22 protein-coding genes and 1 pseudogene are annotated in these 21,574 nt (G+C 38.6%); all 23 read left to right on the top strand.

Features of this window, described 5'->3' with window-relative positions:
• Positions 1 to 20 precede the first annotated feature (20 nt).
• The 23 genes and pseudogenes from G8782_RS17885 (at position 21) to G8782_RS17780 (ending at position 21,405) form a co-directional block, all read left to right on the top strand.
• Positions 21 to 2,000 carry a TRAP transporter permease gene (locus G8782_RS17885; RefSeq protein ID WP_172373808.1) on the top strand — a complete coding sequence of 660 codons (1,980 nt, stop codon included), beginning with the start codon at positions 21 to 23 and terminating at the stop codon, positions 1,998 to 2,000.
• Between the two features lie 348 nt (positions 2,001 to 2,348).
• Positions 2,349 to 3,374, top strand: coding sequence for a TAXI family TRAP transporter solute-binding subunit (locus G8782_RS17880; protein WP_172373806.1), 1,026 nt, complete (start codon positions 2,349 to 2,351; stop codon positions 3,372 to 3,374).
• 25 nt (positions 3,375 to 3,399) lie between these two features.
• Complete coding sequence (locus G8782_RS17875) at positions 3,400 to 5,019, top strand: long-chain-fatty-acid--CoA ligase (protein ID WP_343035096.1); 1,620 nt, start codon at positions 3,400 to 3,402, stop codon at positions 5,017 to 5,019.
• A 29-nt stretch (positions 5,020 to 5,048) separates the two neighbouring features.
• On the top strand, positions 5,049 to 5,831 hold the full coding sequence (locus tag G8782_RS17870) for an enoyl-CoA hydratase/isomerase family protein (RefSeq protein ID WP_172373802.1): 783 nt from the start codon (positions 5,049 to 5,051) through the stop codon (positions 5,829 to 5,831).
• A gap of 35 nt (positions 5,832 to 5,866) precedes the next feature.
• Positions 5,867 to 6,859, top strand: coding sequence for an NAD(P)H-dependent flavin oxidoreductase (locus G8782_RS17865; RefSeq protein ID WP_172373800.1), 993 nt, complete (start codon positions 5,867 to 5,869; stop codon positions 6,857 to 6,859).
• 34 nt (positions 6,860 to 6,893) lie between these two features.
• On the top strand, positions 6,894 to 7,787 hold the full coding sequence (locus G8782_RS17860; protein WP_172373798.1) for a 3-hydroxyacyl-CoA dehydrogenase NAD-binding domain-containing protein: 894 nt from the start codon (positions 6,894 to 6,896) through the stop codon (positions 7,785 to 7,787).
• Positions 7,788 to 7,886 (top strand): annotated as a pseudogene (locus G8782_RS18565) (electron transfer flavoprotein subunit beta); the annotation flags it as partial. It lies immediately after the preceding gene.
• 69 nt (positions 7,887 to 7,955) lie between these two features.
• Complete coding sequence (locus tag G8782_RS17855) at positions 7,956 to 8,774, top strand: 3-hydroxyacyl-CoA dehydrogenase family protein (protein WP_281357958.1); 819 nt, start codon at positions 7,956 to 7,958, stop codon at positions 8,772 to 8,774.
• 15 nt (positions 8,775 to 8,789) lie between these two features.
• Entirely contained in the window at positions 8,790 to 9,938 is a 1,149-nt protein-coding gene (locus tag G8782_RS17850) for an acyl-CoA dehydrogenase family protein (protein WP_172373794.1), read from the top strand.
• A gap of 13 nt (positions 9,939 to 9,951) precedes the next feature.
• Positions 9,952 to 11,145 carry a thiolase family protein gene (locus G8782_RS17845; protein WP_172373792.1) on the top strand — a complete coding sequence of 398 codons (1,194 nt, stop codon included), beginning with the start codon at positions 9,952 to 9,954 and terminating at the stop codon, positions 11,143 to 11,145.
• 2 nt (positions 11,146 to 11,147) lie between these two features.
• On the top strand, positions 11,148 to 11,543 hold the full coding sequence (locus tag G8782_RS17840) for a PaaI family thioesterase (RefSeq protein ID WP_172373790.1): 396 nt from the start codon (positions 11,148 to 11,150) through the stop codon (positions 11,541 to 11,543).
• Positions 11,536 to 11,736, top strand: coding sequence for a hypothetical protein (locus tag G8782_RS17835; protein WP_172373788.1), 201 nt, complete (start codon positions 11,536 to 11,538; stop codon positions 11,734 to 11,736). The genes G8782_RS17840 and G8782_RS17835 overlap by 8 nt, the downstream gene beginning before the upstream one ends.
• A complete protein-coding gene (locus G8782_RS18850) occupies positions 11,709 to 11,837 on the top strand; it encodes a hypothetical protein (protein WP_425505503.1) in 129 nt (42 codons plus the stop codon). Before G8782_RS17835 ends, G8782_RS18850 begins: the two co-directional genes overlap by 28 nt.
• Positions 11,834 to 12,616 carry an enoyl-CoA hydratase/isomerase family protein gene (locus tag G8782_RS17825; protein ID WP_172373786.1) on the top strand — a complete coding sequence of 261 codons (783 nt, stop codon included), beginning with the start codon at positions 11,834 to 11,836 and terminating at the stop codon, positions 12,614 to 12,616. Before G8782_RS18850 ends, G8782_RS17825 begins: the two co-directional genes overlap by 4 nt.
• A 36-nt stretch (positions 12,617 to 12,652) precedes the next feature.
• Positions 12,653 to 13,054: a PaaI family thioesterase gene (locus G8782_RS17820; protein ID WP_172373784.1), complete on the top strand. Its 402-nt coding sequence runs from the start codon at positions 12,653 to 12,655 to the stop codon at positions 13,052 to 13,054.
• Between the two features lie 314 nt (positions 13,055 to 13,368).
• Entirely contained in the window at positions 13,369 to 13,878 is a 510-nt protein-coding gene (locus tag G8782_RS17815; RefSeq protein WP_172373782.1) for a YfiT family bacillithiol transferase, read from the top strand.
• A gap of 193 nt (positions 13,879 to 14,071) precedes the next feature.
• Entirely contained in the window at positions 14,072 to 14,479 is a 408-nt protein-coding gene (locus G8782_RS17810) for a hypothetical protein (RefSeq protein ID WP_172373780.1), read from the top strand.
• 224 nt (positions 14,480 to 14,703) lie between these two features.
• On the top strand, positions 14,704 to 15,405 hold the full coding sequence (locus tag G8782_RS17805) for an MBL fold metallo-hydrolase (protein ID WP_172373778.1): 702 nt from the start codon (positions 14,704 to 14,706) through the stop codon (positions 15,403 to 15,405).
• Positions 15,406 to 15,514: 109 nt separating this feature from the next.
• Positions 15,515 to 16,069 carry a GNAT family N-acetyltransferase gene (locus G8782_RS17800; RefSeq protein ID WP_172373776.1) on the top strand — a complete coding sequence of 185 codons (555 nt, stop codon included), beginning with the start codon at positions 15,515 to 15,517 and terminating at the stop codon, positions 16,067 to 16,069.
• Between the two features lie 511 nt (positions 16,070 to 16,580).
• On the top strand, positions 16,581 to 17,195 hold the full coding sequence (locus G8782_RS17795; RefSeq protein WP_172373774.1) for a hypothetical protein: 615 nt from the start codon (positions 16,581 to 16,583) through the stop codon (positions 17,193 to 17,195).
• 210 nt (positions 17,196 to 17,405) lie between these two features.
• A complete protein-coding gene (locus tag G8782_RS17790; protein WP_172373772.1) occupies positions 17,406 to 19,685 on the top strand; it encodes an ATP-binding cassette domain-containing protein in 2,280 nt (759 codons plus the stop codon).
• Positions 19,686 to 19,824: 139 nt separating this feature from the next.
• Positions 19,825 to 20,235, top strand: a complete 411-nt coding sequence (locus G8782_RS17785; RefSeq protein WP_172373763.1) for a carboxymuconolactone decarboxylase family protein — start codon at positions 19,825 to 19,827, stop codon at positions 20,233 to 20,235.
• A gap of 330 nt (positions 20,236 to 20,565) precedes the next feature.
• Positions 20,566 to 21,405, top strand: a complete 840-nt coding sequence (locus tag G8782_RS17780; protein WP_172373761.1) for a malate synthase — start codon at positions 20,566 to 20,568, stop codon at positions 21,403 to 21,405.
• The last annotated feature ends 169 nt before the right edge of the window (positions 21,406 to 21,574 follow it).

Genomic DNA, 21,574 nt, shown 5'->3' with positions numbered 1-21,574 from the left:
TAAATGTAAGGAGGGATAGGATGAGAACTTCAGCAGAACCTGTTCAGAAAATAAATACAACTATTGAAGAACAGCCTTCTAACTTTGAATTATTGTGGAAAACACGTAAAGAGCAATGGAACAAAAAAAGAGTGTTGATGCTCGTTGTTTCATTACTGGCAATTGGAATGGGAATTTTCCACATTTATACCGCAGGATTTGGGACGCTACCGTCATGGCAACAACGCGCTGTTCACGTATTGTGGGCACTCTTGCTAATTTTTTTGATTTATCCGTTCAAAAAAGGGAAAAAGTTCGGGTATATCGATATGTTCTTTATTGGTGTAACACTTATTACTGGCTATTACATGATATCAGGCGCAAATGGCATAGAAATGCGACAGGGAAATGTCAGCGATTTAGATATGATTTTCGGTACGCTTTTATTAGTACTTGTTCTTGAAGCAACGAGAAGAACAAACGGAATCCTGATGTCTCTAATCGGCTTATTTTTCCTAATGTATATCTTCTTTGGTCGCTTTTTCCCTGGAATACTAGCCCATCCGGGTGCACGTTACGGGAAAATGATTGATCAGATGTTTAATAGTACTCTAGGTGTTTTCAGTGCACCTATTTACGTTAGTTCAACGATTCTCATCTTGTTTGTCATCTTTGGTGCATTTTTAATGAAATCAGGAGGTGGACAGTTTTTCACAAACTTTGCCTTTGGAGCACTTGGAAATAAAACAGGCGGACCAGCATTATCTGCCGTAGGTGCAAGTGCACTCGTTTCTACTATTACGGGAAATGGGGCGGCGAATGCCGCTATTACGGGTTCATTTACAATCCCACTGATGAAACGAATGGGCTATTCCAAGAAGTTTGCAGCAGCCGTTGAAGCGGTGGCCTCTCAAGGTGGACAAATTATGCCGCCGATTATGGGGGCATCAGTTTTCATCATGGCGGAGGCAATTGGTGTTCCTTATATTAAGTTGGCGCTTTATGCGCTCATTCCAGCAATAATATACTTTCTCATTGCCGGATTTATCGTTTATTTTCACTCGAGAAAACTGAATCTTTCGGGTATTTCGAAAGAAATTCTTCCGAATCCATGGGAAGCTTTGATAAAACAAGGATATTTGTTCTTGCCAATACTAATCATTATCGGTTTGATGGTTATGGGTTACAGCCCAATGAAAGCTGGATTCTATGCGATTTTTATTACGGTAATACTTAGTTGGATTAGAAGTTCAACTAGAATGAACCTTCTTCGGATATTGGGCGCGATTGAGGATGGGGTTAGAGGAGCACTCACTGTTATTGCAGCTTGTGCGACTGCGGGAATCATTGTAGGAGCTGTGTCATTAACAGGGCTCGGCATGAACTTCTCGCGCTTTATGATTGGAGTTGCGGATGGCAAGACATTTTTATTACTTGTTATGATAGCGATTTCATCAATTATTCTCGGTATGGGAATGCCTACCGTATCGGCTTACGTTATTTTAGCTGTGCTCGGTGTTCCGGCATTAGTAGCGGCAGGTATTAACTTGATTGCGGCCCACATGTTTGTCTTTTATTATGGCGTGCTTTCTGGTCTGACGCCACCAGTTGCAATTACAGCATATACAACAGCGGGAATTGCTGGGTCGAATCCGAATGCAACCGCATTATATGCCATAAGAATTGGCGCGGGTGGATTTTTACTACCATTCATATTCGTTTACAACCCAGAACTACTTTTGCAAGGCGGGAATACGGCAACCGTTAGCCTCGCGATTGCAAGTGCTTTAATTAGCTGTTTTGTATTTGCAGCAGCAGTGGAAAACTATTTAATTCACAGACTAAATATAATTCAGCGTGTTCTTTTATTCGTGGCTTCAGCAGTATTAATTATTCCAGGTCTTATGACGGATCTCATAGGAATTGTCTTATTAGTTGCCGTTTATTTGTGGCAGAAGAGAGACGCGACAGTGAAAGCTGGAGTAATTATTGCAACAGATGTTAACCGGGATTATTCATAGCCTTAACCCGAACCCGAACCCGAACCCGAACCCGAACCCGCTCAAAATCTAGTGACTTAACCAACGATGCTGGGCTATTACTGTACAAAGAGTTTGATTGACTAAGCCAACTGATTCAATCATCGGTTAATTTAAATGATCCGCTAAATTACCATTTAACACACTAACGACAGTGTAATTACGCAATAGGTTACGGATGGAAATACCTGCTGACGAGCTTCTTTTCCGCTTTACTTTTACTGTGACAACGTTGAGTCCGTCCCAGGAAAACATTGCAAAACTTTTTTAGAAATAGACAAAAATTTAGCCCCTATGAATAATCCGGGGATTAAAAGGAGGAAATAAAAATTGATAAAGAAAACATTAATGTTACTAGCACTAGGTATTTTTATGGTTGTAATGTCGGGCTGTAATAGTGATGCAAGTGGAAAGGACAATGAGAAAGAAGGAGATAACACTAAACTGGTAGCTCCTGAAAAGTATCTACAAATTGGAACAGGTCCAATGGGGTCGGGTTGGTACCCAATTACAACGATTATGTCAGAAATTTATATGGACAATTTTAAGGACTTGAATGCATCGCAAATTGAAGGTGGCTCGGTGTCCAACCTTAAGTCACTTGATGTAGAAGATATTCATATGGCTCTTAATTACACATCTGATTATGCTGATGCACTTGCAGGAGAAGCGGATTTTGATGAAAAACTTGAAACAATTGCGGGGGTAGCCTCACTTTATCCTGTGTTTCAAACAATTGCGGTTCTAGATAGTAATAAAGACATAAATAAGATTGAGGATATTGTAGATAAGCACATCTTTCTAGGACCGAAAACTGGCGGGGGTCCTGTTGCATTCTGGAGGATGATGAACGAGTACGGTATTGACGAGGATACAATCATAAAAGCTGGTGGAAAGTTGTCATACGGAAGTTATAATGACGGTGCATCAATGCTCACAGATAACGCTATTGATGTATACCTTGGTGGCGGAGCTCCTGCTGTCACAGCGCTACAAGAAATAGAACTAACAAACAAGTTGCGAATTCTTCCAATTGATCAAGATAAGCTCGATAGTATCAAAGATAAAGACTTTGGAATAGCTGCAGGTGCACTTCCTGCTGGGACGTATAAAGGGATGGACGAAGATGTCCCGACATATACAACCGTCGCAATGTTGACAGTCCGTAAGAATCTTGATGAGGACTATGTTTATAACTTAACTAAAGTGTTTTGGGATAATCAAGATTCATTCATGGCTCAGATTCCAGAACGCGCAGTTCATTTTACTCTAGAATCCATTTTTGACGGAATTGATAAAGATACATTGCATCCTGGAGCAATTAAGTATTATAAAGAGATTGGTAAATTTGACTAATTAATTGAAAATTGGAGTGATGATGGTGGGAAGAACGGTAAATAAACCGTGGTCGCAATGGTATGGAGAGAGAATATCATCAATTTTCCTACCAGAATGCTCGGTTTACATGTTGCTTGAAAATACTGTTAAAAGGTTTCCTGACCATACAGCAATTATTTTCAATGACAAACTGATAGATTATACGACTTTAAAGAATCAAGTGGACAAATTAGCGGGAAAATGGAAAGAACTCGGATTGAAAAAAGGGGATCGGATTGGCCTAATGACGGCCAATCACCCTCTTTATATTGTGAGCTATTATGCCGCGCAAGCACTTGGTCTAATAGTTGTTCAAGTAAATCCAATGTATACATCCCGTGAATTAATGCAGATTGTGATTGATTCAAGTGTTCAATATATTGTGTTTGACAAAATTGCGAAGCGAACAGTTGTAAAAATAAAAAAATTGCATACGTTTGAACAATGTTTTTCGATTGAAGAAGAGGATAGTGATTTCCCAACTATTCAATCACTTATTGAAAGTGGCAAGGAAATAGATGGTCCTGAAGAAGTTGATCCGCAGAGTGACGTGGCCGTAATTCAATATACGGGGGGAACTAGCGGAACAATGAAAGGGGCAATGCTCACTCATTATAATCTAACTTCCAACGTCGTTCAAAGCTTCGAAATGTACGGAGATACGATGATACCTGGAGAGGAGGTTATCCTGGGAGCAACGCCACTATATCACGTCTATGCTATGACAAGTGTTATGAATCTAGGCATTCATCTTGGCGCAAAGATTCTATTATTTCCAAAGTTTGAAATTCAAGATGTACTTGATAATATAACAAAGTATCGGCCGACATTTTTTCCAGGGGTACCAAGAATGTATAATGCATTCATCAACTATCCAGAAATCGAAGAATATGATTTAAAGTGTTTAAAACATTGTTCATGTGGTTCTGCTCCACTGCCTATCGAAGTTATTAATCGCTTTGAAGCATTGACTGGTGCTGTGATTGGTGAAGGGTTCGGTTTATCGGAGGCATCCCCGTCAACACATCGTAATCCGCCATTCGCTAAACGAAAAGTTGGGAGTATTGGTATTCCGCTACCGTTAACCGATTGTATAATAATTGACTGTGATAATACAGAGCTTGGACCAAATTGTGTTGGTGAATTGTTAATTAGTGGGCCTCAAATTATGAAAGGCTACTGGAACAGTGAAGAAGAAACAAGACAGGCGCTACAAAATGGCTGGCTGTATACCGGTGACCTCGCAATGATGGATGAAGAAGGTTATTTTTATATCGTCGGCAGGAAAAAGGAAATGATTATCGTTGGTGGATTTAATATTTACCCACAGGAAGTAGAAAGTGTTTTATATGAACATCCTGATATTCAAGAAGCCGCGGTAGCAAGTATACCGTCATCGGAATTTGATGAAACAATAAAAGCATTTATCGTTCCAAAAGAAGGTGCCGCAATCGACTTAGATGAAATTAAGGGTTACTGCTATTCAAAGTTGACGCCGTACAAGGTGCCAAAGGAATTTGAAATATTGGATGAACTCCCTAGAAATACAGTTGGTAAGCTATTAAAAAGGCTACTAATTAAGGGGGAACTAGAGAAAAGAGCAGAAGGAATTAATGGAAAATAGTCTGTCAATCAAGGAGGGGGGAATGGTAAATGGAATTTGATAGATATGAAAATATTAAAGTGGAAATTAAAAATAAAGTCTGCGTAGTTACATTAAATAGACCAGAAGTTAGAAATGCACTCGGTTTAGAAATGAGAGAAGAGTTAATAAGTTTTTTTCGTACTAGTAAAGATAATGATGAAATAAAAGCAATTGTCTTAACCGGCGAAGGACAATCTTTCTCGGCCGGTGGTGATCTAAGCGCTTTAAAAACAGTAGATGCTGTCACAGGAAGAAGAAGGTTACAAATGGGTCATGAATTGATTCATTCTATTCTTGAACTTGAAAAGCCTGTCATTGCGGCTGTTAATGGTGCGGCTGCCGGTGCGGGATTCAGTCTAGCATTGGCCTGTGACTTAATAGTAGCAACTCATTCGACCGTTTTCATTCAAAGCTTTGTGAAGGTGGGCTTGATACCTGATTTAGGTTCTATTTATTTTTTACCAAGGTTAATAGGTCGCCACCGTGCGCTAGAGTTGATGCTGGTAGGAGAAAGAGTATCCGCTGACAAAGCGCAGGAAATGGGAATTATTAATCGCATTGTAGCTGATGATTTGCTGTTGAAAGAAGTGTATTCATTAGCATCAACCTTGGCTGAAGGGCCAGCTTTAGCAATGGGCTTAATGAAGAAACTAACGAACAGAAGTGTTCTGGCAGATATTAATGAAACGCTAGAATTAGAAGGATTTGCTCAAGGTATGTGTTTTGAATCCCAAGATTTCAATGAAGGTTTAAATGCATTCTTTGAAAAACGCAAACCAAATTTTAATTAGCAAACAGAATCGTTACTGGATAGGAGGAATTGAAAATGAGTAAAACAATAATGGAATCATTGTGGAATCAACTCACTTTACCCGCTGTTTCCGCGCCTATGTTTTTAATATCAAGTCCGAAAATGGTAACTGAAAGCTGTTTAAATGGAGTCATTGGTTCATTTCCAGCTAATAATGCACGCGATATTGAAACCCTTGATGAGTGGATGGGGAGCATTAATCAAACCCTAAAAGAAGCGCGTCAAAATGATCCACAACTAAAAATCGCGCCGTGGGCAATGAACTTAATTGTCCATAGATCGAACGACAAGTTTTCGGAGCAACTGGAATTAGTGAAAAAACATAAACCTCCTATTCTAATAACATCACTAGGCTCACCTAAACGTGCTGTGGAAATTGTTCATAGTTATGGCGGTCTCGTTTTTTCTGACGTAAGTACCGTAGCATTTGCAAAAAAGGCCGCTGAAGTTGGCGTGGATGGCTTAGTGCTAGTAACTGCTGGAGCTGGAGGACATGCCGGTATTATTAATGGCTTTGCCTTTATTGATAGTGTTCGGATTTTTTGGGACGGAATTATACTGTTGGCGGGTGCAATTTCAACGGGCGCCGGAATTTTAGCTGCACAGGCCGCTGGGGCAGACCTGGCATATATGGGAACGAGATTTATTGTTGCTGAGGAAAGTTTTGCTAAAGACGCGTATCGTCAAATGATTATAGATTCGGGTCAAGAAGATATCATCTATACGGATGCATTTTCAGGAGTGCATTCAAATATGCTAAGGCCAAGTTTAGAAAAAGCAGGAATTGATAGTGAGAAATTAGAAAAAAAAGAAACGGTTTCTTTCGAATATAAATCTGAAAATGGTAAAGCAAAAGCATGGAAAGATATTTGGTCAGCTGGTCATGGCGTCGGTGCGATTGTTGAAATTGACACTACCTCTGGCATTATTGCTAAGCTTCAAAGAGAGTACGAAGAATCCTTGCAAAAGGTAAACTTAATTGCAAATAAATCAAATAGAAAAATTTGATAGAAAGATTAGAGCAGAGAGGAATGTATTTGTAGTGAAAAATAATGAAATTAAACATGTAGGCGTTGTCGGCTCAGGTGCAATGGGTTCGCAAATTGCGATGGTTTCGGCGCTTGCCGGATACCCAGTAACATTGCAAGATATCGAACAGGAAAGTTTAGACAAAGCAAAAACCTTTCTAACATTGCAAATGGATAGACGTGTTGAAAAAGAAAGGTACACGCGAGAAGAAGTTGATCAAGCATTTGAACGCCTGACGTTTACAACAAACATTGAAGAATTGTCAAAGGCAAATATGATTATTGAAGCGATTGTTGAAAAGTTGGAAGCGAAACGTGATCTTTTTTCGGAGCTCGATAAAATTGTCACTGATGATACTATTCTTGCTACGAACAGTTCAACGATAGTGAGTTCGAAAATTGCAGATGTTGTTAGCAATCCAGGAAATGTCTGTAATATTCATTTTTTTAATCCAGTACTTGTGATGGATATGGTTGAAGTTGTTAAAGGCCCACATACATCTGATGAAACAGCTGAGGTAAGCATGGCATTTGTGAAAAGTATACGTAAAACACCAGTTTTGCTTAAGAAAGAAATCTCAGGGTTTATTGCTAACCGTATTCTCGGAAAATTGATGGATGAAGCTGTATTCCTTTATGAAAACGGATATGCGACACACGAAGAAATCGATCTAGTTTGTAAAAAAGCACTGAATCATCCGATTGGTCCATTCGAATTAATGGATTTAACGGGAATTGACGTAAATTACTTTGTGCGCATGCAACGGTACAGCGAAAGCGGAGATAAGAAAGATAAACCGGCACGGATTGTCGCTGAAAAAGTTGGAAAAGGTGAGCTTGGTAAAAAAACAGGTAAAGGTTTTTATGAATACGACGAAAATGGAACTAAAGTGGAGGTAAAGAAGTGATATGTACTCGTAAAAAGAACATTCGACACAGAAGAACGAATATTAATTACGAATAGCGAGGTTCAGGAAGATGGTGCAGAATTCATCATTAATCCGTACGTCGGCGACTTGTTTGAAGTCATTCCGTTGCTAACAGAAGAATTTTAAAAGTTGATTGCAGCTAATTAAATGGAGATAGGAGGGGTGCAGATGAAACACATATCTATCATAGGTGCTGGTACGATGGGGAGAGGAATTGCCCTTATCTGTCTAGAAGCGGGCTACGACGTAAAAGTTCATGATGTGAATGAAGAATCACTTCAAGTATGCCGTCAATACATTGAGAAATACAGTGATAAAAAATCCATCCTCTATACAACGGATATAAAAGAGGCGGCGCATGAAGCAGATTTGATTATTGAAGCTGTTCTTGAGTTGATGGAATTGAAAATAGCTGTATTTAAAGAGCTAGATAACTACGCGCCGAAAAACGCAATATTAGCAACAAATACATCAACAATGAGTCCGACTGAAATCGCAGCCCAAACAAGTCGTCCCGACCAATGTATTGCTCTTCACTTCTTTAATCCGGTACATAAAATGCAACTAATTGAAGTTATACGAGGTCTAGAAACATCTGAAGAAACGATTGAAAAGTGTTTTGCGTTCGGCAAATCGATCGGCAAGGAATGCGTAAATATTAATGAATTCCCTGGGTTTGCGGTTAGCAGAATGAATTGTTTGATTGGGAATGAAGCGATGAATATGGTTATGGAAGGTGTCGGGTCAGTTGAAGACATCGATAAGTCAATAAAGCTTGGATTGAACCATCCAATGGGACCGCTGGCGCTAGCTGATTTAGTCGGTCTTGATACACGACTCCGCAACATGGAGTATTTGTATGAAACGCTTGGTGAGAAATATCGCCCATGTCCAATTCTAAAGAAGTACGTGAAAGCTGGTTGGCTTGGTAAAAAAAGCGGACGAGGGTTTTATAAATATGATTAAAAGGGGTGCTTGTCAATGAACTTTGAATTAGATGAAGACATTCTACTATTAAAGCAAGGTGTCCGTGAGTTCGTTCAAAATGAAGTAGAGAAAGTCGCAATGCAGATTGAAGAAGAAGATAAAATCCCTGAATATATTGTAGAAATGTCTAAAGAATTGGGTCTGTTTGGATTAAGTATTCCGGAAGAGTACGGCGGGCTTGGAATTGGAATGGTCGGTAAGTGTGCATTGTATGAGGAAATTGGAGCAACACACAATGGTTATACAACATTGATTGGTGCGCATACAGGTATTGGTACAGTTGGGATTGTAGAAATGGGCAATGAAGAACAAAAGAGAAAATATTTACCTGACATGGCATCAGGCAAACGAATTGGGGCTTTCGCTTTAACGGAACCAGGCGCGGGGTCAAACGCGACAAATTTGAAAACAACCGCCGTAAAAAAAGGCGATAAATATATTTTGAATGGAACCAAACATTACATTACAAACGCGACAGTAGCCGATATATTTACTGTGATGGCAGTGACTGACCCTTCAAAAGGATCAAAAGGGATTACGTCCTTTATTGTAGAAAAAGATTTTCTGGGTTTCCATGTTGGTGCGGTTGAGAAAAAGATGGGCTTACGTGGTTCACAATCAGCAGAGATAATTTTGGAAGACTGCGAAGTTCCCGTTGAAAATGTTTTAGGTGAAGAAGGACAAGGATATATAAATGCGCTGAAAATATTAACGAACGGGCGAGCTGGGCTTGCTGCAAGAAATCTTGGTTCAAGTCAAAAATTGCTGGATTTATCAGTAAAATATGCGAAAGAACGTGTGCAATTTCAGGTTCCTATTATCGAACATCAGGCAGTCGCGCATATGCTTGCGGAGATTGCGGTTGATATAGAAGCTTTACGATCATTTACATATCACATTGCTTGGATGGTTGATGAAGGGAAGAAAGTTATTAAGGAAGCGGCAATGTTAAAGCTATTCGGGTCAGAGGTCTATAATCGTGTCGCCGATAAAGCGCTGCAAATTCACGGTGGTATTGGGTATATTTCAGATTATCCAATCGAACGATTTTATAGAGATGCAAGAATTACTCGAATTTATGAAGGCACATCCGAAATTCAAAAGAATATTATTGCTGGTCAATTAAATAAAGAATATTCATGAGGGGGTTTATGGTATGAGTGAACGAGTGGTCATTGTCGAAGGGGTACGTACGCCAATTGGTAGATATGGTGGCGCTTTAAAGGAAATTAACTCAGGATTTTTAGGTTCCCATGTAATAGAAAGTTTGTTGAAAAAAGTATCACTTTCACCTGACAAAGTGGATGAAGTTATTTTAGGAGAAGTACGGCAAACAACTGAATCTTCTAATGTTGCTCGCGTCGCAGCAATCCGGGCCGGCATTCCCGCCGATAAGCCTGCATTTACAGTGAACCGCCTCTGTGCTTCAGGTATGCAGGCAATCGCTTCTGGTGTTCAGCAAATTCAATCAAATCAAGCGGAAATTGTTGTTGCTGGCGGCACTGAAAGTATGAGCTGTTCGGCTATTTACCTACGCGGTGCCCGTTTTGGCGGAGATAAAACATATTTAGTCGATTCCAATTTAGAAGCAGGCCAGCAACCGAAAGAAATTTACGGTGAAGATATGGGTATGGGAATTACTGCTGAAAACGTTGCTGAAAAGTATCAGGTTTCTAGAGAAGACCAAGATAAGTTTGCGATTGAGAGTCAAAATAGAGCAAATGCTGCTATTAAAGGCGGGAGATTCAAAGAAGAAATTGTACCGTATGAAATAAAAACAAGAAAAGGAACAATTATCTTTGATGAGGACGAGCATCCGCGCCCGGAAACAACGCTTGAGAAATTGGGCCAATTAAGAACTGTTTTTAAGAAAGATGGGTCAGTGACAGCTGGTAATGCATGTGGCCGAAATGATGGTGCTTCTGCTGTTCTTCTAATGAAAGAGTCAACGGCAAAGGAACAATCTCTAGTACCGCGAGCTGCAGTTATAGATTGGGTCGCAGTTGGCGTAGCACCGGAAATTATGGGTATCGGGCCTGTTCCAGCAATTCGAGAACTACTAGAAAAGACAAATTTAACGATTGACCAAATTGATTTATTTGAAATAAATGAAGCATTTGCCTCCCAGGTACTTGCTGTGCAGCGTGAATTAAACATTGATGCAGATAAATTAAATGTTAACGGCGGGGCAATTGCGCTTGGACATCCAGTAGGTTCTACAGGTTCGCGAATTGTCATCACATTAATGCATGAACTACAAAAAAGAGGCGGTCGCTACGGGATTGCATCATTATGTGTCGGCGGCGGGCAAGGTATGGCCATATTAATCGAAAATCTTCAGGTAGAATAAATATGAATAATAATAATTACAAGATAGTACAATCTACTTTCTTTGATTATCTTGGATTTAAGAGATTGCAAGATGATAACGGGGCAGTTGTCATTTCTGTGGATGTTCAGGAGATTCACAAAGATGAAAACGGCCATATTGCGAGTGGAATTCATTACACATTGCTTGATGTTGCGCTTGGCACAGCAGTGTCTGAAAAGGAGAATGGATTCACGTTAACCATTGATTTGCATGTTCAACTATTTGATCTAAATCAGTGTGAAAAACTTATCTGTAGAGGGTATCCCGTCAATATAAATGGGAATATCGGCAATGGGAGGGGCGACATATTTGACGAAAATGGTGTTCTTATTGCCTCTGGCATGGCCACTTTTAAAGTAATTCAAAATAATGCATGAGGATCCACGTCCAGGTACGTCAAAAGAAAAACTATTGAAGCTTCGCCCTGTCTTTAAGGAAGATCTTGCATGTAATCTTGAATTAAATATTCCACTTGAAAAGTTTAGTTTAATATTAATGGTGGGGCAATCGCGCACGGTCATCCAATTGCAGCGACTGGAGGTATGCTGGTTGCCAAAGCAGTTTATGTAATGAAAAGAAGTGGTACGAAACGATTGATTGTTACTGCCTGCATTGGCGGTGGGAGGGAATTGCTTTACTGCTTGAAAAATAAGAGTGGGGTGCTGAAATGAACGATTATCAAAACATTATAGTTGAAAAATCAAATCAACTTGCATATATAATAATAAATTTACCAGAACAACGCAATCCGTTGAGTAAAGAAACACTTGGAGAAATGAAAGACGCATTAGAGAAGTTAAAGAACTCCAAAGAAACGAATTGTATTATATTTACGGGTCAAGGAGACAAATCATTTGCGGCTGGGGCTGACATTAGCCAACTTAAAAACCGTGTACCTTTAGATGTATTTACACCTGGTGGTATGCAGGAAATTTATGATTATATCGAAGCGTATGACAAACCGACAATTGCGATGGTTAACGGTTTTGCACTCGGCGGCGGATGTGAACTAGCTATGGCTTGTGATATCCGAATCGCCTCTACACATGCAAAATTCGGTTTACCCGAGTTGAATCTTGGCATAATTCCGAGTGCGGGTGGAACCCAGCGCATGGCACGCTTAATTGGTAAAGGTAAAGCGGTTGAATTAATCTTAACCGGAAGAATAATCACGGCAGAGGAAGCGGAAAGAATCGGGCTTGTCTCAGAAGTCGTACCGCTGGATCAATTAAAAGGAGCGGTAGAAAAAACAGCCGCCCAAATATTATCGAAAGGTCCGCTAGCCGTAAAATTAGCGAAAATGGCAATTCATGCCGGCTTTGACACAGATATGAAAGCGGGGCAAATGATTGAAAAACTTGCTCAGGCAGTGCTTTTTTCAACCGATGATAAAAACGAAGGAACAAGCGCTTTCTTGGAAAAACGTTCTCCGGAATTTAAATCGAAATAAAAGCTTGCTTAAAAAGCCGTTGTGGAGGGCGATAAAATGTCAATAACAATCAAGGAAATAAAGAAAGAATTTGAAAAGAACCCTTTTCTACAGCATCTTGGAATCGAAATCCTTTCGTTTGAAGAAGGGAATGTGACTATTAAATTAAGTGTGCAGAACAACCTATTAAATACTAAAGGGACCCTCCATGGTGGTGTGTATGCTTCTATACTAGACTTCGCTCAAAGCATGCACCTGCGCTCTATTACCAAAACGCGCTGTCTTGCTACCAGTTCAACTGTGCATTTTACGTCCCCAGTGAAAACAGGTGTGATACTTGCAAAAGCATCAATAATATCGCAAGGTTATAAGACTGCATTTGTAGACGGTGTTATTAAAGATGAGGACGGAAAAATTATTTCTAAAGGTACTGGAACTTATAAATTAATTCGCATGTAAATAAACAAGATAAAATACTATTTGAAACCTCAGTTGCAATTTATATTGTAACTGGGGCTTTTATATCCGAAAATATATTGGATGAATTTAACGTACCTATAATGTTAAATAGATTGATAGAAAGTGAAATAAACATTGTTTTCAGGGTATAGGAGAAGTACCTATCAGAGAACTTCCAATATCAAACAGACCATTTTCTTGAATAACACTTAATAAGGAAATTATATATATGTTAGAATGTAAAGAGAATTACGAAATAATTTATGTTCTAATAAATGAGTAAAAAAATAACGATAAGGAAGAGGGGATAGAACATGGACGTAAAGTATCCAATTGGGAAATTACAAGTTCCTAAAACAGTAACATTAGAAAATATTCAAGAATGGCTAAGAAAAATCGAAACTTACACGATTCGATTAAGAGAAACTGTTGATTCATTAGGTGAAGAGGAATTAAGCAGAACCTACCGTGATGGTAGCTGGACAGTTCGTCAACTTGTTCATCATATTGCGGATTCTCAGTTGAACATGTATCAACGTTTGAAGCTGGCTTTAACTGACGAGAATCCGGCAGTGCCAGATTTTGATCAAGATCAGTGGGCTATTCTACCGGATACAAAGCTACCTGTAGAAAGTTCTATTAAAATGCTAGAAGGTATAAATGAGCGCATCGTGTCTATGGGATATAATTTAACTGAAGAGCAATTAAATCGAACTTTTATTCACCAGAAAAACGGTGAAATAACAGTTGCAACAAAAGTTGCAAAATTAGCTTGGCACGAAGAACACCACTTAGCTCATATAAAAATTGCATTAGCAAAATAATGAAATATGCATGGAATCGGCTTTTCCAACTTTAAAGGCGCACTTATTGAATGATACAGTGTGCCTTTTTCTTTGATTAGGCCAGGGTGGCAATGAAGAAGAATGTGATGAAGAGTGAATTGAATGTAAGTTTGTAAGGGATATAGCGAAATAATTTCCTGGATTATCTGGAAAGAAAGAGAGGCATTTCCATATGACAACAAACCATAAAGAGACATTTGACCGCTTTTCTCTCTACTTTTTAGCGATTTTAATTTCTCCCATACTCTTTGGAGTTTTATTGGCAACTTATTCAATTATAGCTTTTCAAGAATCTGAAAGTTTTGGTCCAACCGTCTTTGTAGTGGCACTTTATTCGTTTCCATTCTTTGCTTTTGGAGCGTTTCCTGTTTCATTGTACCTTGATTTTTCTGCTCGAACCAAAAACTTTGCAAATTGGGTAAAGGTACTTTTATATGCGGGCTTCGGCGGCTTGGCAGGTCTAATTGGGAGCGTTGTTCTACATGATATTTTTCCAATAATCTTCATGTTCATTTTCGGCATGATCGGCGGAGTCATTCATTTTTCCGTATTGGCACTAATTAATAGGTTGATTAAGTAGCAGCGTTTCTGGTGCATTATCGGGACGACGTTTTAAGGCTAGGTTCCTAATCTCCCACATTAGCGTGCCATTATTGAATAGATCGCCTTAAGTGAGGGGGCTGCCCTAAAGGAAACCATATAAAGCAAACGGGCCAGATTCTGGAATAACACACAATGTGAAAGAGCTTGACATAAGTAAATGAGATTAAAGGGTCAATTTAACAGTCGGGGAGGAGATTTTTATTGGAAAGGTATTTTCAAAAAGTAACTGATAATGTGTATGGGCTTTTGTTGTGGGATGAATCTTGGAAGTCATACAATAATTGTTATATTTTAATTGGAGAAAACGAAATAACTCTTATTGACTCAGGTAAGGAAGAACATTTTCAGTATCTTGAATCTGCATTAAAAAGTATTAGTCTCGATAAAAAGGACATTTCTAAATTTATTGCTACTCACGGTCACAAGGATCACATAGGCGGTATTCAATCGTTGGCAGGAATAGAAGGTTCTTTCCATCGTAAAGATTTTGAATTATTGCCAACAAATCTTAGAAACAAATTGTCTCCAAACCTTCCAGACAGAGGTTCGACGGTCAGTAATTTAGAATGTGTTCTCCTTGGACATCATACTAAAGGTTCTGTAGCACTATATCATCATGACAGTGGTGTGTTATTTTGTGGTGACCATCTCTGCTTCTTTGGGGAGCCTTTGCCTGATGGAAATGTGGTAGATGAGGGTAAATTACTCAGGGATAAGTTTAAAAAATTTGTATCAGATTGGTCTCGAAGCGAGGAAATGAGAAAAGAACACAACTTTGATTTGTTTATTGAAGGGCTAAAGGATATTAAGAAATTTAATGCAGAATATTTATGTACAGGGCATGGTGTCGTTTTAAAAGGTAATATAAGTGGATTTATTTCTGATTTGCTTGATTTTGAATAATCAAAGAGAACTCTAAAGAAATCAGATTATGCATATAACAGATGTTGTAAAATTGTTTAAATGAAAACTTCCACATATGTTTTTATGTCTATTTTAAAAGGAGAAGCCTATGAAAATTGATGTTCGTTTAACAGATAAAAGTGAAGCATATATTATAAAAAACTTATATCCTTTATACCTATATGACCTTTCTGGACATTACGGTAGTATCCCGAATGTTCACGGAATATTTGAGGATAGTGACGATTTTCGAACATTAAATGATCAGTATGAAGTTCAAAATATTTGGTGGGAAAAGCCAGAAGTTTTATTCCCCCACGTAATTTTAGTAGATGGGATACCAGCAGGGTTTATCCTAATAGCAACCCCACCACATTGTAATAAAGGAATTGACTATTTTGTAAATGAATTCTTTTTAATTCAATCATTAAGAGGAAAAGGTATTGCTGAAAGAGCAGCAAATATAGTATTTGACCAATTTAAAGGGAATTGGGAGTTGTTTACTAACCCATTAGAGAAAAACATTGCTGGACAAAAATTTTGGAGGAGGTCAATATCAAATTACACTAATGGAGTCTATACTGAGATCAACGGGGAAACGTTTGATGGACAAAAGACTATTTTCCAATTTGATAATTCCGGAAAAAAATTGATTTCCAAATAGCTTATTTTAATTATGGCTAGTGTTATTTGAATAGACTATGATTTTCCATAAACGGGCGCGATTATGTAATAGATCGATTTAAGACAATGGAGATGCCAGATTGTGGGAAGGTGAAAAAATGAAATTGGTAATTCAGGCATTTATAGCTTCAATAGCAATACATTTAGTTTATATAATTTGTACGATAGGAATTGGTTATATAAAAACGAAATTCCATAAGCCGGATATATCAGGGGAATGGGAGAAAGTCGACTATCTTCAGAATGAAATAGCATTTGGAATGGTTAGTTCTCCCTTTTTTTCAGTTTTTACTTTGGTGGGAATAGCTCTTATATGCGGAGTTGTTATATATCTATATAAAAGCTTCTTTAGCTAAAAGGTGGCTTTTATATTCTTTCCACAATCGGGCGCGATTGCTGAATAAATGATTGCGTCTATAGCGCACGCATAAATGGGCCAGTATAATTAAACAAGGTTTGGAAAGAATACCCTCTAAAGGGGGTTCAAGAAATTGAAGAAAATAGTTTTTGTTGTTTTATTTTTGTTGATTTCAATTGGTGCTGTTGAGAAATCTGTCCGTTCGTTGGAATCAACTGAAGATATATTAGAAGTAGATGAAACCCAAGAATTATCAATAATTCAAGCGATTGAGTTAGCATATTCGCCTGCGTTGAAATGGAATAAAGACGCTCAATTATTAGACGCAATCAATATAGATTTAGATAAGCCTGGGAAGTCAATTGGAAGTAACGGTAAAAGAAAACATTGGAATATTGCATTTGGAGTGCCAGACACTAATAAGTTTTTCTTAGTAACCATCCATAATGGAAAAATCGATATGATAAATGATCTTACAAATAAGGGTGATACTCCTTACCCCAAAAAAGAGTTTATACAAATGAAGGATATTAAGTATGACTCGCCAGAATTGCTTAGGAGAGCACTGAAAATGGGTGGTATTTATCCAGGTAAGGATTGGGCTAAAGGTTATAATTTTATGCTCAAAAAAGACACAGAGAGAAATATTAACCTGATATTAGTGATAGGTTGGAATAGTGACCAGACAAAAATGAAATCAGTTGGCTTTAATATAACAACAGGAGAATATATTCCGCCCCAGATTTAAGATTATAAGCCTAATTCCTCGCTCAAGATACGTAGGAATTAGGCTTTTTATCTTTCAAAATCCTCAACGTTGCCGAGTTTTGGGTAAGTTTGCAAAAATAGGGAAATCATTTAATAAGGGGAAGTTGTATAAGAATTTATTAACAAGTAACGGCTGCCTTAAAGTATCTAAATCACTTTCTTAGTAAATAAAATCAGAAAGGATGATAAAGTGTCGGAAATGAAAGATGAAATTATTTTGAGAGGACTTAAAGAAAATAATTTAAAAAATATAGATTTAAACATACCAAAAGAGAAAATCAGCGTATTTACTGGTCTTTCAGGCTCAGGAAAGAGCTCGGTTGTTTTCGATACATTGGCTACGGAAAGCAGAAGACAAATGACAATGAACTATCCACTCTATGTCAGAAATCAAATGCCGAGATACGAAAGGCCGCATGCCGACTTGATGCAAAACTTAAGTCCGGTTGTGGTAGTGGAGCAAAGACCGATCGGGGGCAATTCCCGCTCGACAGTGGGCACTTATATGGATATACATCCGTTGATCAGACTTTTGTTTTCGCGGATCGGAACGCCATCAATAGAATCTGCGACCGATTTTTCGAGCCAAAGCTCTTTCGGCAGATGTCCGGAATGTAGCGGGTACGGGGAGGTAGTTGCACCAGATTTACATAAGATGATTCATTTCGATAAGTCGCTTCGAGATCATGCAGTGAAGTTCAAGCCATTATCACCTTCGGGTTGGCAAGGCAGATGGATGATGACTGGCGGATTATTTGACCCCGATAAACCGATAAAAGATTACTCAGAAGAAAAGCGCCAACTTCTATTATATGGTCCTCCGGAAGGCGAAAGAGTCTTTGCGCCGTTTCACACAAAAAACGGACCTCAAGATCATGAGTGGGATGGGTTATTGCCGAGATTTGTACGGCTCTATATAAATAGAGATATTTCAAAGCTAAAACAAGTGTCACAAGATGACGTCTTGGCAGTATCAAAACATTCATTATGCCAAACCTGTCTAGGTTCAGGCCTGAATCCAAAAGTATTAGCATGCAGGATAAATGGCTTAAATATCGCGGAATACGATCAATTAGAACTTACAGAATTACTCGAAGAAATGACGAAGATAACTGAACCTTTGGGGGAGTCTATCGCGCTGCAAGCGATCCCGCATATAAAGCAACTAGTCGAAATGGGATTGGGATATTTGAGTTTATCAAGAAAAATGGGCACCTTATCCGGCGGTGAAGCGCAAAGGGTGAAAATCGCTCGTCATTTGGGGAGCAGTCTGAACAATATCACATACATTTTCGACGAGCCGAGTGCGGGACTTCATCCGGAAGAAGTGGACATGTTGATTCGCATGCTAAAAAGTATAAAAGAACAACATAATACAGTAATCGTTATTGAACATGACCTATCAGTCATCAAAGCGGCGGATGAAATTATAGAAATGGGTCCGGGAGCAGGTGCGAGCGGCGGAGAAGTTGTCTATCAAGGGAAATTAGGGGGACTGCAAAACTCTAAAGCCGCGACAACTTTAAACCACAATCTAAAAATAAACAAACATCTTAGAGATATAAAAAGTTATTTTACAATAGAAAGAGCCAATCACAATAACTTGAAAGAGATAAGCATCAATATCCCGGGAAATGTTTTAGTCTCGATATGTGGTGTATCTGGTTCAGGTAAAAGCTCTTTGATGATGGAAGCATTCCCGGAAAGTTATCCAGAAACGATTATGGTAGATCAAGGCAGGATAGGAATCTCTAACCGTTCGACATTAGCTACATATATGGGAATCATGGATGATCTTCGCTCGATCCTTTCAAAAGAAACTGGACAACCAGTGGGTTTGTTCAGCTTTAATTCCATAGGGGCATGTTCTTTCTGTGAAGGAAAAGGCGTCACAAAACCCGATGTAGCATTCGCGGATCCAGTGACAGTTCGATGTGAAGCGTGTAACGGACTAAGATATTCAGACGAAGCATTGTCATACCGATATCGAGGTAAAAATATCGCGGAGATTTTAGATTTGACGATTGACGAGGCTTTGAACTATTTTGACATGACGAAGATCTTAAATAGAGTTAATACACTAAGAGATGTTGGATTGGGGTATCTAACGTTGGGACAGACGACAAGCTCCTTAAGCGGAGGGGAAGTTCAGCGCCTGAAACTTGCAAGCCACTTGCAAAAAGAAGGACAAATCTACCTATTGGACGAGCCATCGTTGGGACTGCACAGAAAAGATAATGGAAAACTCTTAGATGTATTTCAAAATCTCGTAAACAAAGGTAATTCCGTTATCATCATCGAACATAATCTAGATTTTATAGCGGCGAGCGACTGGGTCATCGAATTAGGTCCAGGCGGTGGAAAACAAGGCGGACATATTATATTCGAAGGGACGCCAGAAGAGATGTTGAATGCAGAAACATTGACTGCGAGATGGTTAAGAGATGGAGTTGCAGAAGATTTTATGTGAACGGCTATTCACTTAGACGCAGCGTTCAAGATTGTGAAATCGATTGTTGTTCATTTTACTTATTTTTATATTGGATATATACTAGCGGTGTTCAGAAATAAATGAAATGTCGAGTAATTGAATCAAGGAGGATGTTACAGTGGCAAAAGATCGTTATCAACAAGGTTTGGACAAATTAATGGAACTTACTACACCGGACAGTGACAACCCGACCGGTCACATGGATATTGGCGAGGGATTTAAAGATATTGCGCCTGATTTAAGTAAATATGTTGTCGAATTTGCTTTTGGAGACATTTATGCTCGTCCTGGATTGGATAACAAACAAAAAGTTCTAACAACCATTTCAGCCCTAGTTGCACAAGGAACACCGCAGATTGAGATGCATGTAAAAACTGGGCTGACAGTAGGGTTAACACCGGAAGAAATTGTCGGTTGTATTATGCATCTCATCCCCTATACAGGATTTCCGCGTGCCTTGAATGCTTTGAAAGCCGCTCAAAAAGTGTTTGAAGAACGTGGTGTATCAGTTGTAGCGTCTGATGATTGAATAGGTTCTTTATTATGCAAAATTGAAATGGAAGATTAATAGTAGTAAATAATGAAATGGTTCTAATCAGTGGTTTTTCGATGATTAGAGCCATTTTATCTTGTTCCGAAATCTATCCTTTCTAATCACTCTTAAATTTAAAAACTTAATATTATACGATAAACAAACTACTGTTGTCAATCGTAAAATTCGCAATTTTTCAGATTATATGATACTATATAGTTATAACAGTTATTGAGACAACATTCGTTAAACGTGCGCAACTTCTTTCGGACAGAATTTGAGTGCGTTTTTTTATTCGAAAATATATTTTATAAGGAGAGTGGGTTAGTGAATTTAATTAATGAAGCGATAACTCATAAAGTGTTTGGTGAAGGTAATATCGTGAATCATGAGGAATCTATCATCACCATTGATTTTAATGACGATATTAAAAAATTCGTTTATCCTGATGCCTTTGAAAAATTTATCACGCTAAATGACCAGAGTACTGCAAAATCTTTGGAGAAACTCTTTCTGAAAAGGGAAATGGAAGAAGAAGCGCTTGAAAAGAAACGTGAAGAAGAAAAAGAGCGTCAGGCGTTTGAACAGCAGCGTAAGGAAAAACTGAAGAACCATAAAATTCATGAGAGTTCACAAATTGTATTCTGGCTGGACGAAGAAGAGCAACAAAATGTGTTTACCGACTGGCAAGCATCTACTGGCAAGGTTCAAAGCGGAGAAAATAAAGGTCGGCCAAACAGAGCAGCTCGTTTGAGTCCGAACAGCGCAGGTCTTCTGACTTCAAGAAAGTCGGATCAACCAGAAATAGACAGACTGATTCTTGGTCTTTACATGGTAAATGACACGTTTTCCGGCGAGCTTAACGAAGATGGAATGGTCCCGTCCCATGCAGAATTCAGAATTGAGCTTACGGATCAAGAAGCAGAGAAAATGCTTTTCTGGAATTACTATATCAATAAGAACCATCCACATCGAACTGCATGGAATACTGGTAAATACCGTTATTTCGATAATATTTGGACTGCTCAAATCTTGAAAGATATCATTGCACTAAGAACAGATGAAGAGCAAATCAAAGAAGCTGAAAACTTTCTGGAATACTTCTGTAAAATGAACGTCATTGACATGGATGGTATCCCAGAGGCGAACGGAGCTTTAAAGCAATAACGCGAGGTGCCTGTTGCAAAAAATGAATAAAAGGATATCGACCCCGCAACTGATATGCTCCCCTTAAGGTAGACAGATTAAAAAATAAAAATCTGTTTTTCCTTAGGGGGATTTTTTATGGCACGTAAATTTTACTCGAATAAATTTAAATATGAAGTAATCATGGCTT

It is taken from the genome of Sporosarcina jiandibaonis (assembly GCF_013184495.1).
GTDB lineage: Bacteria > Bacillota > Bacilli > Bacillales_A > Planococcaceae > Sporosarcina > Sporosarcina jiandibaonis.
The sequence above is the reverse complement of the archived record's forward strand: the minus strand, read 5'-3'. Positions and strand labels throughout refer to the sequence as shown.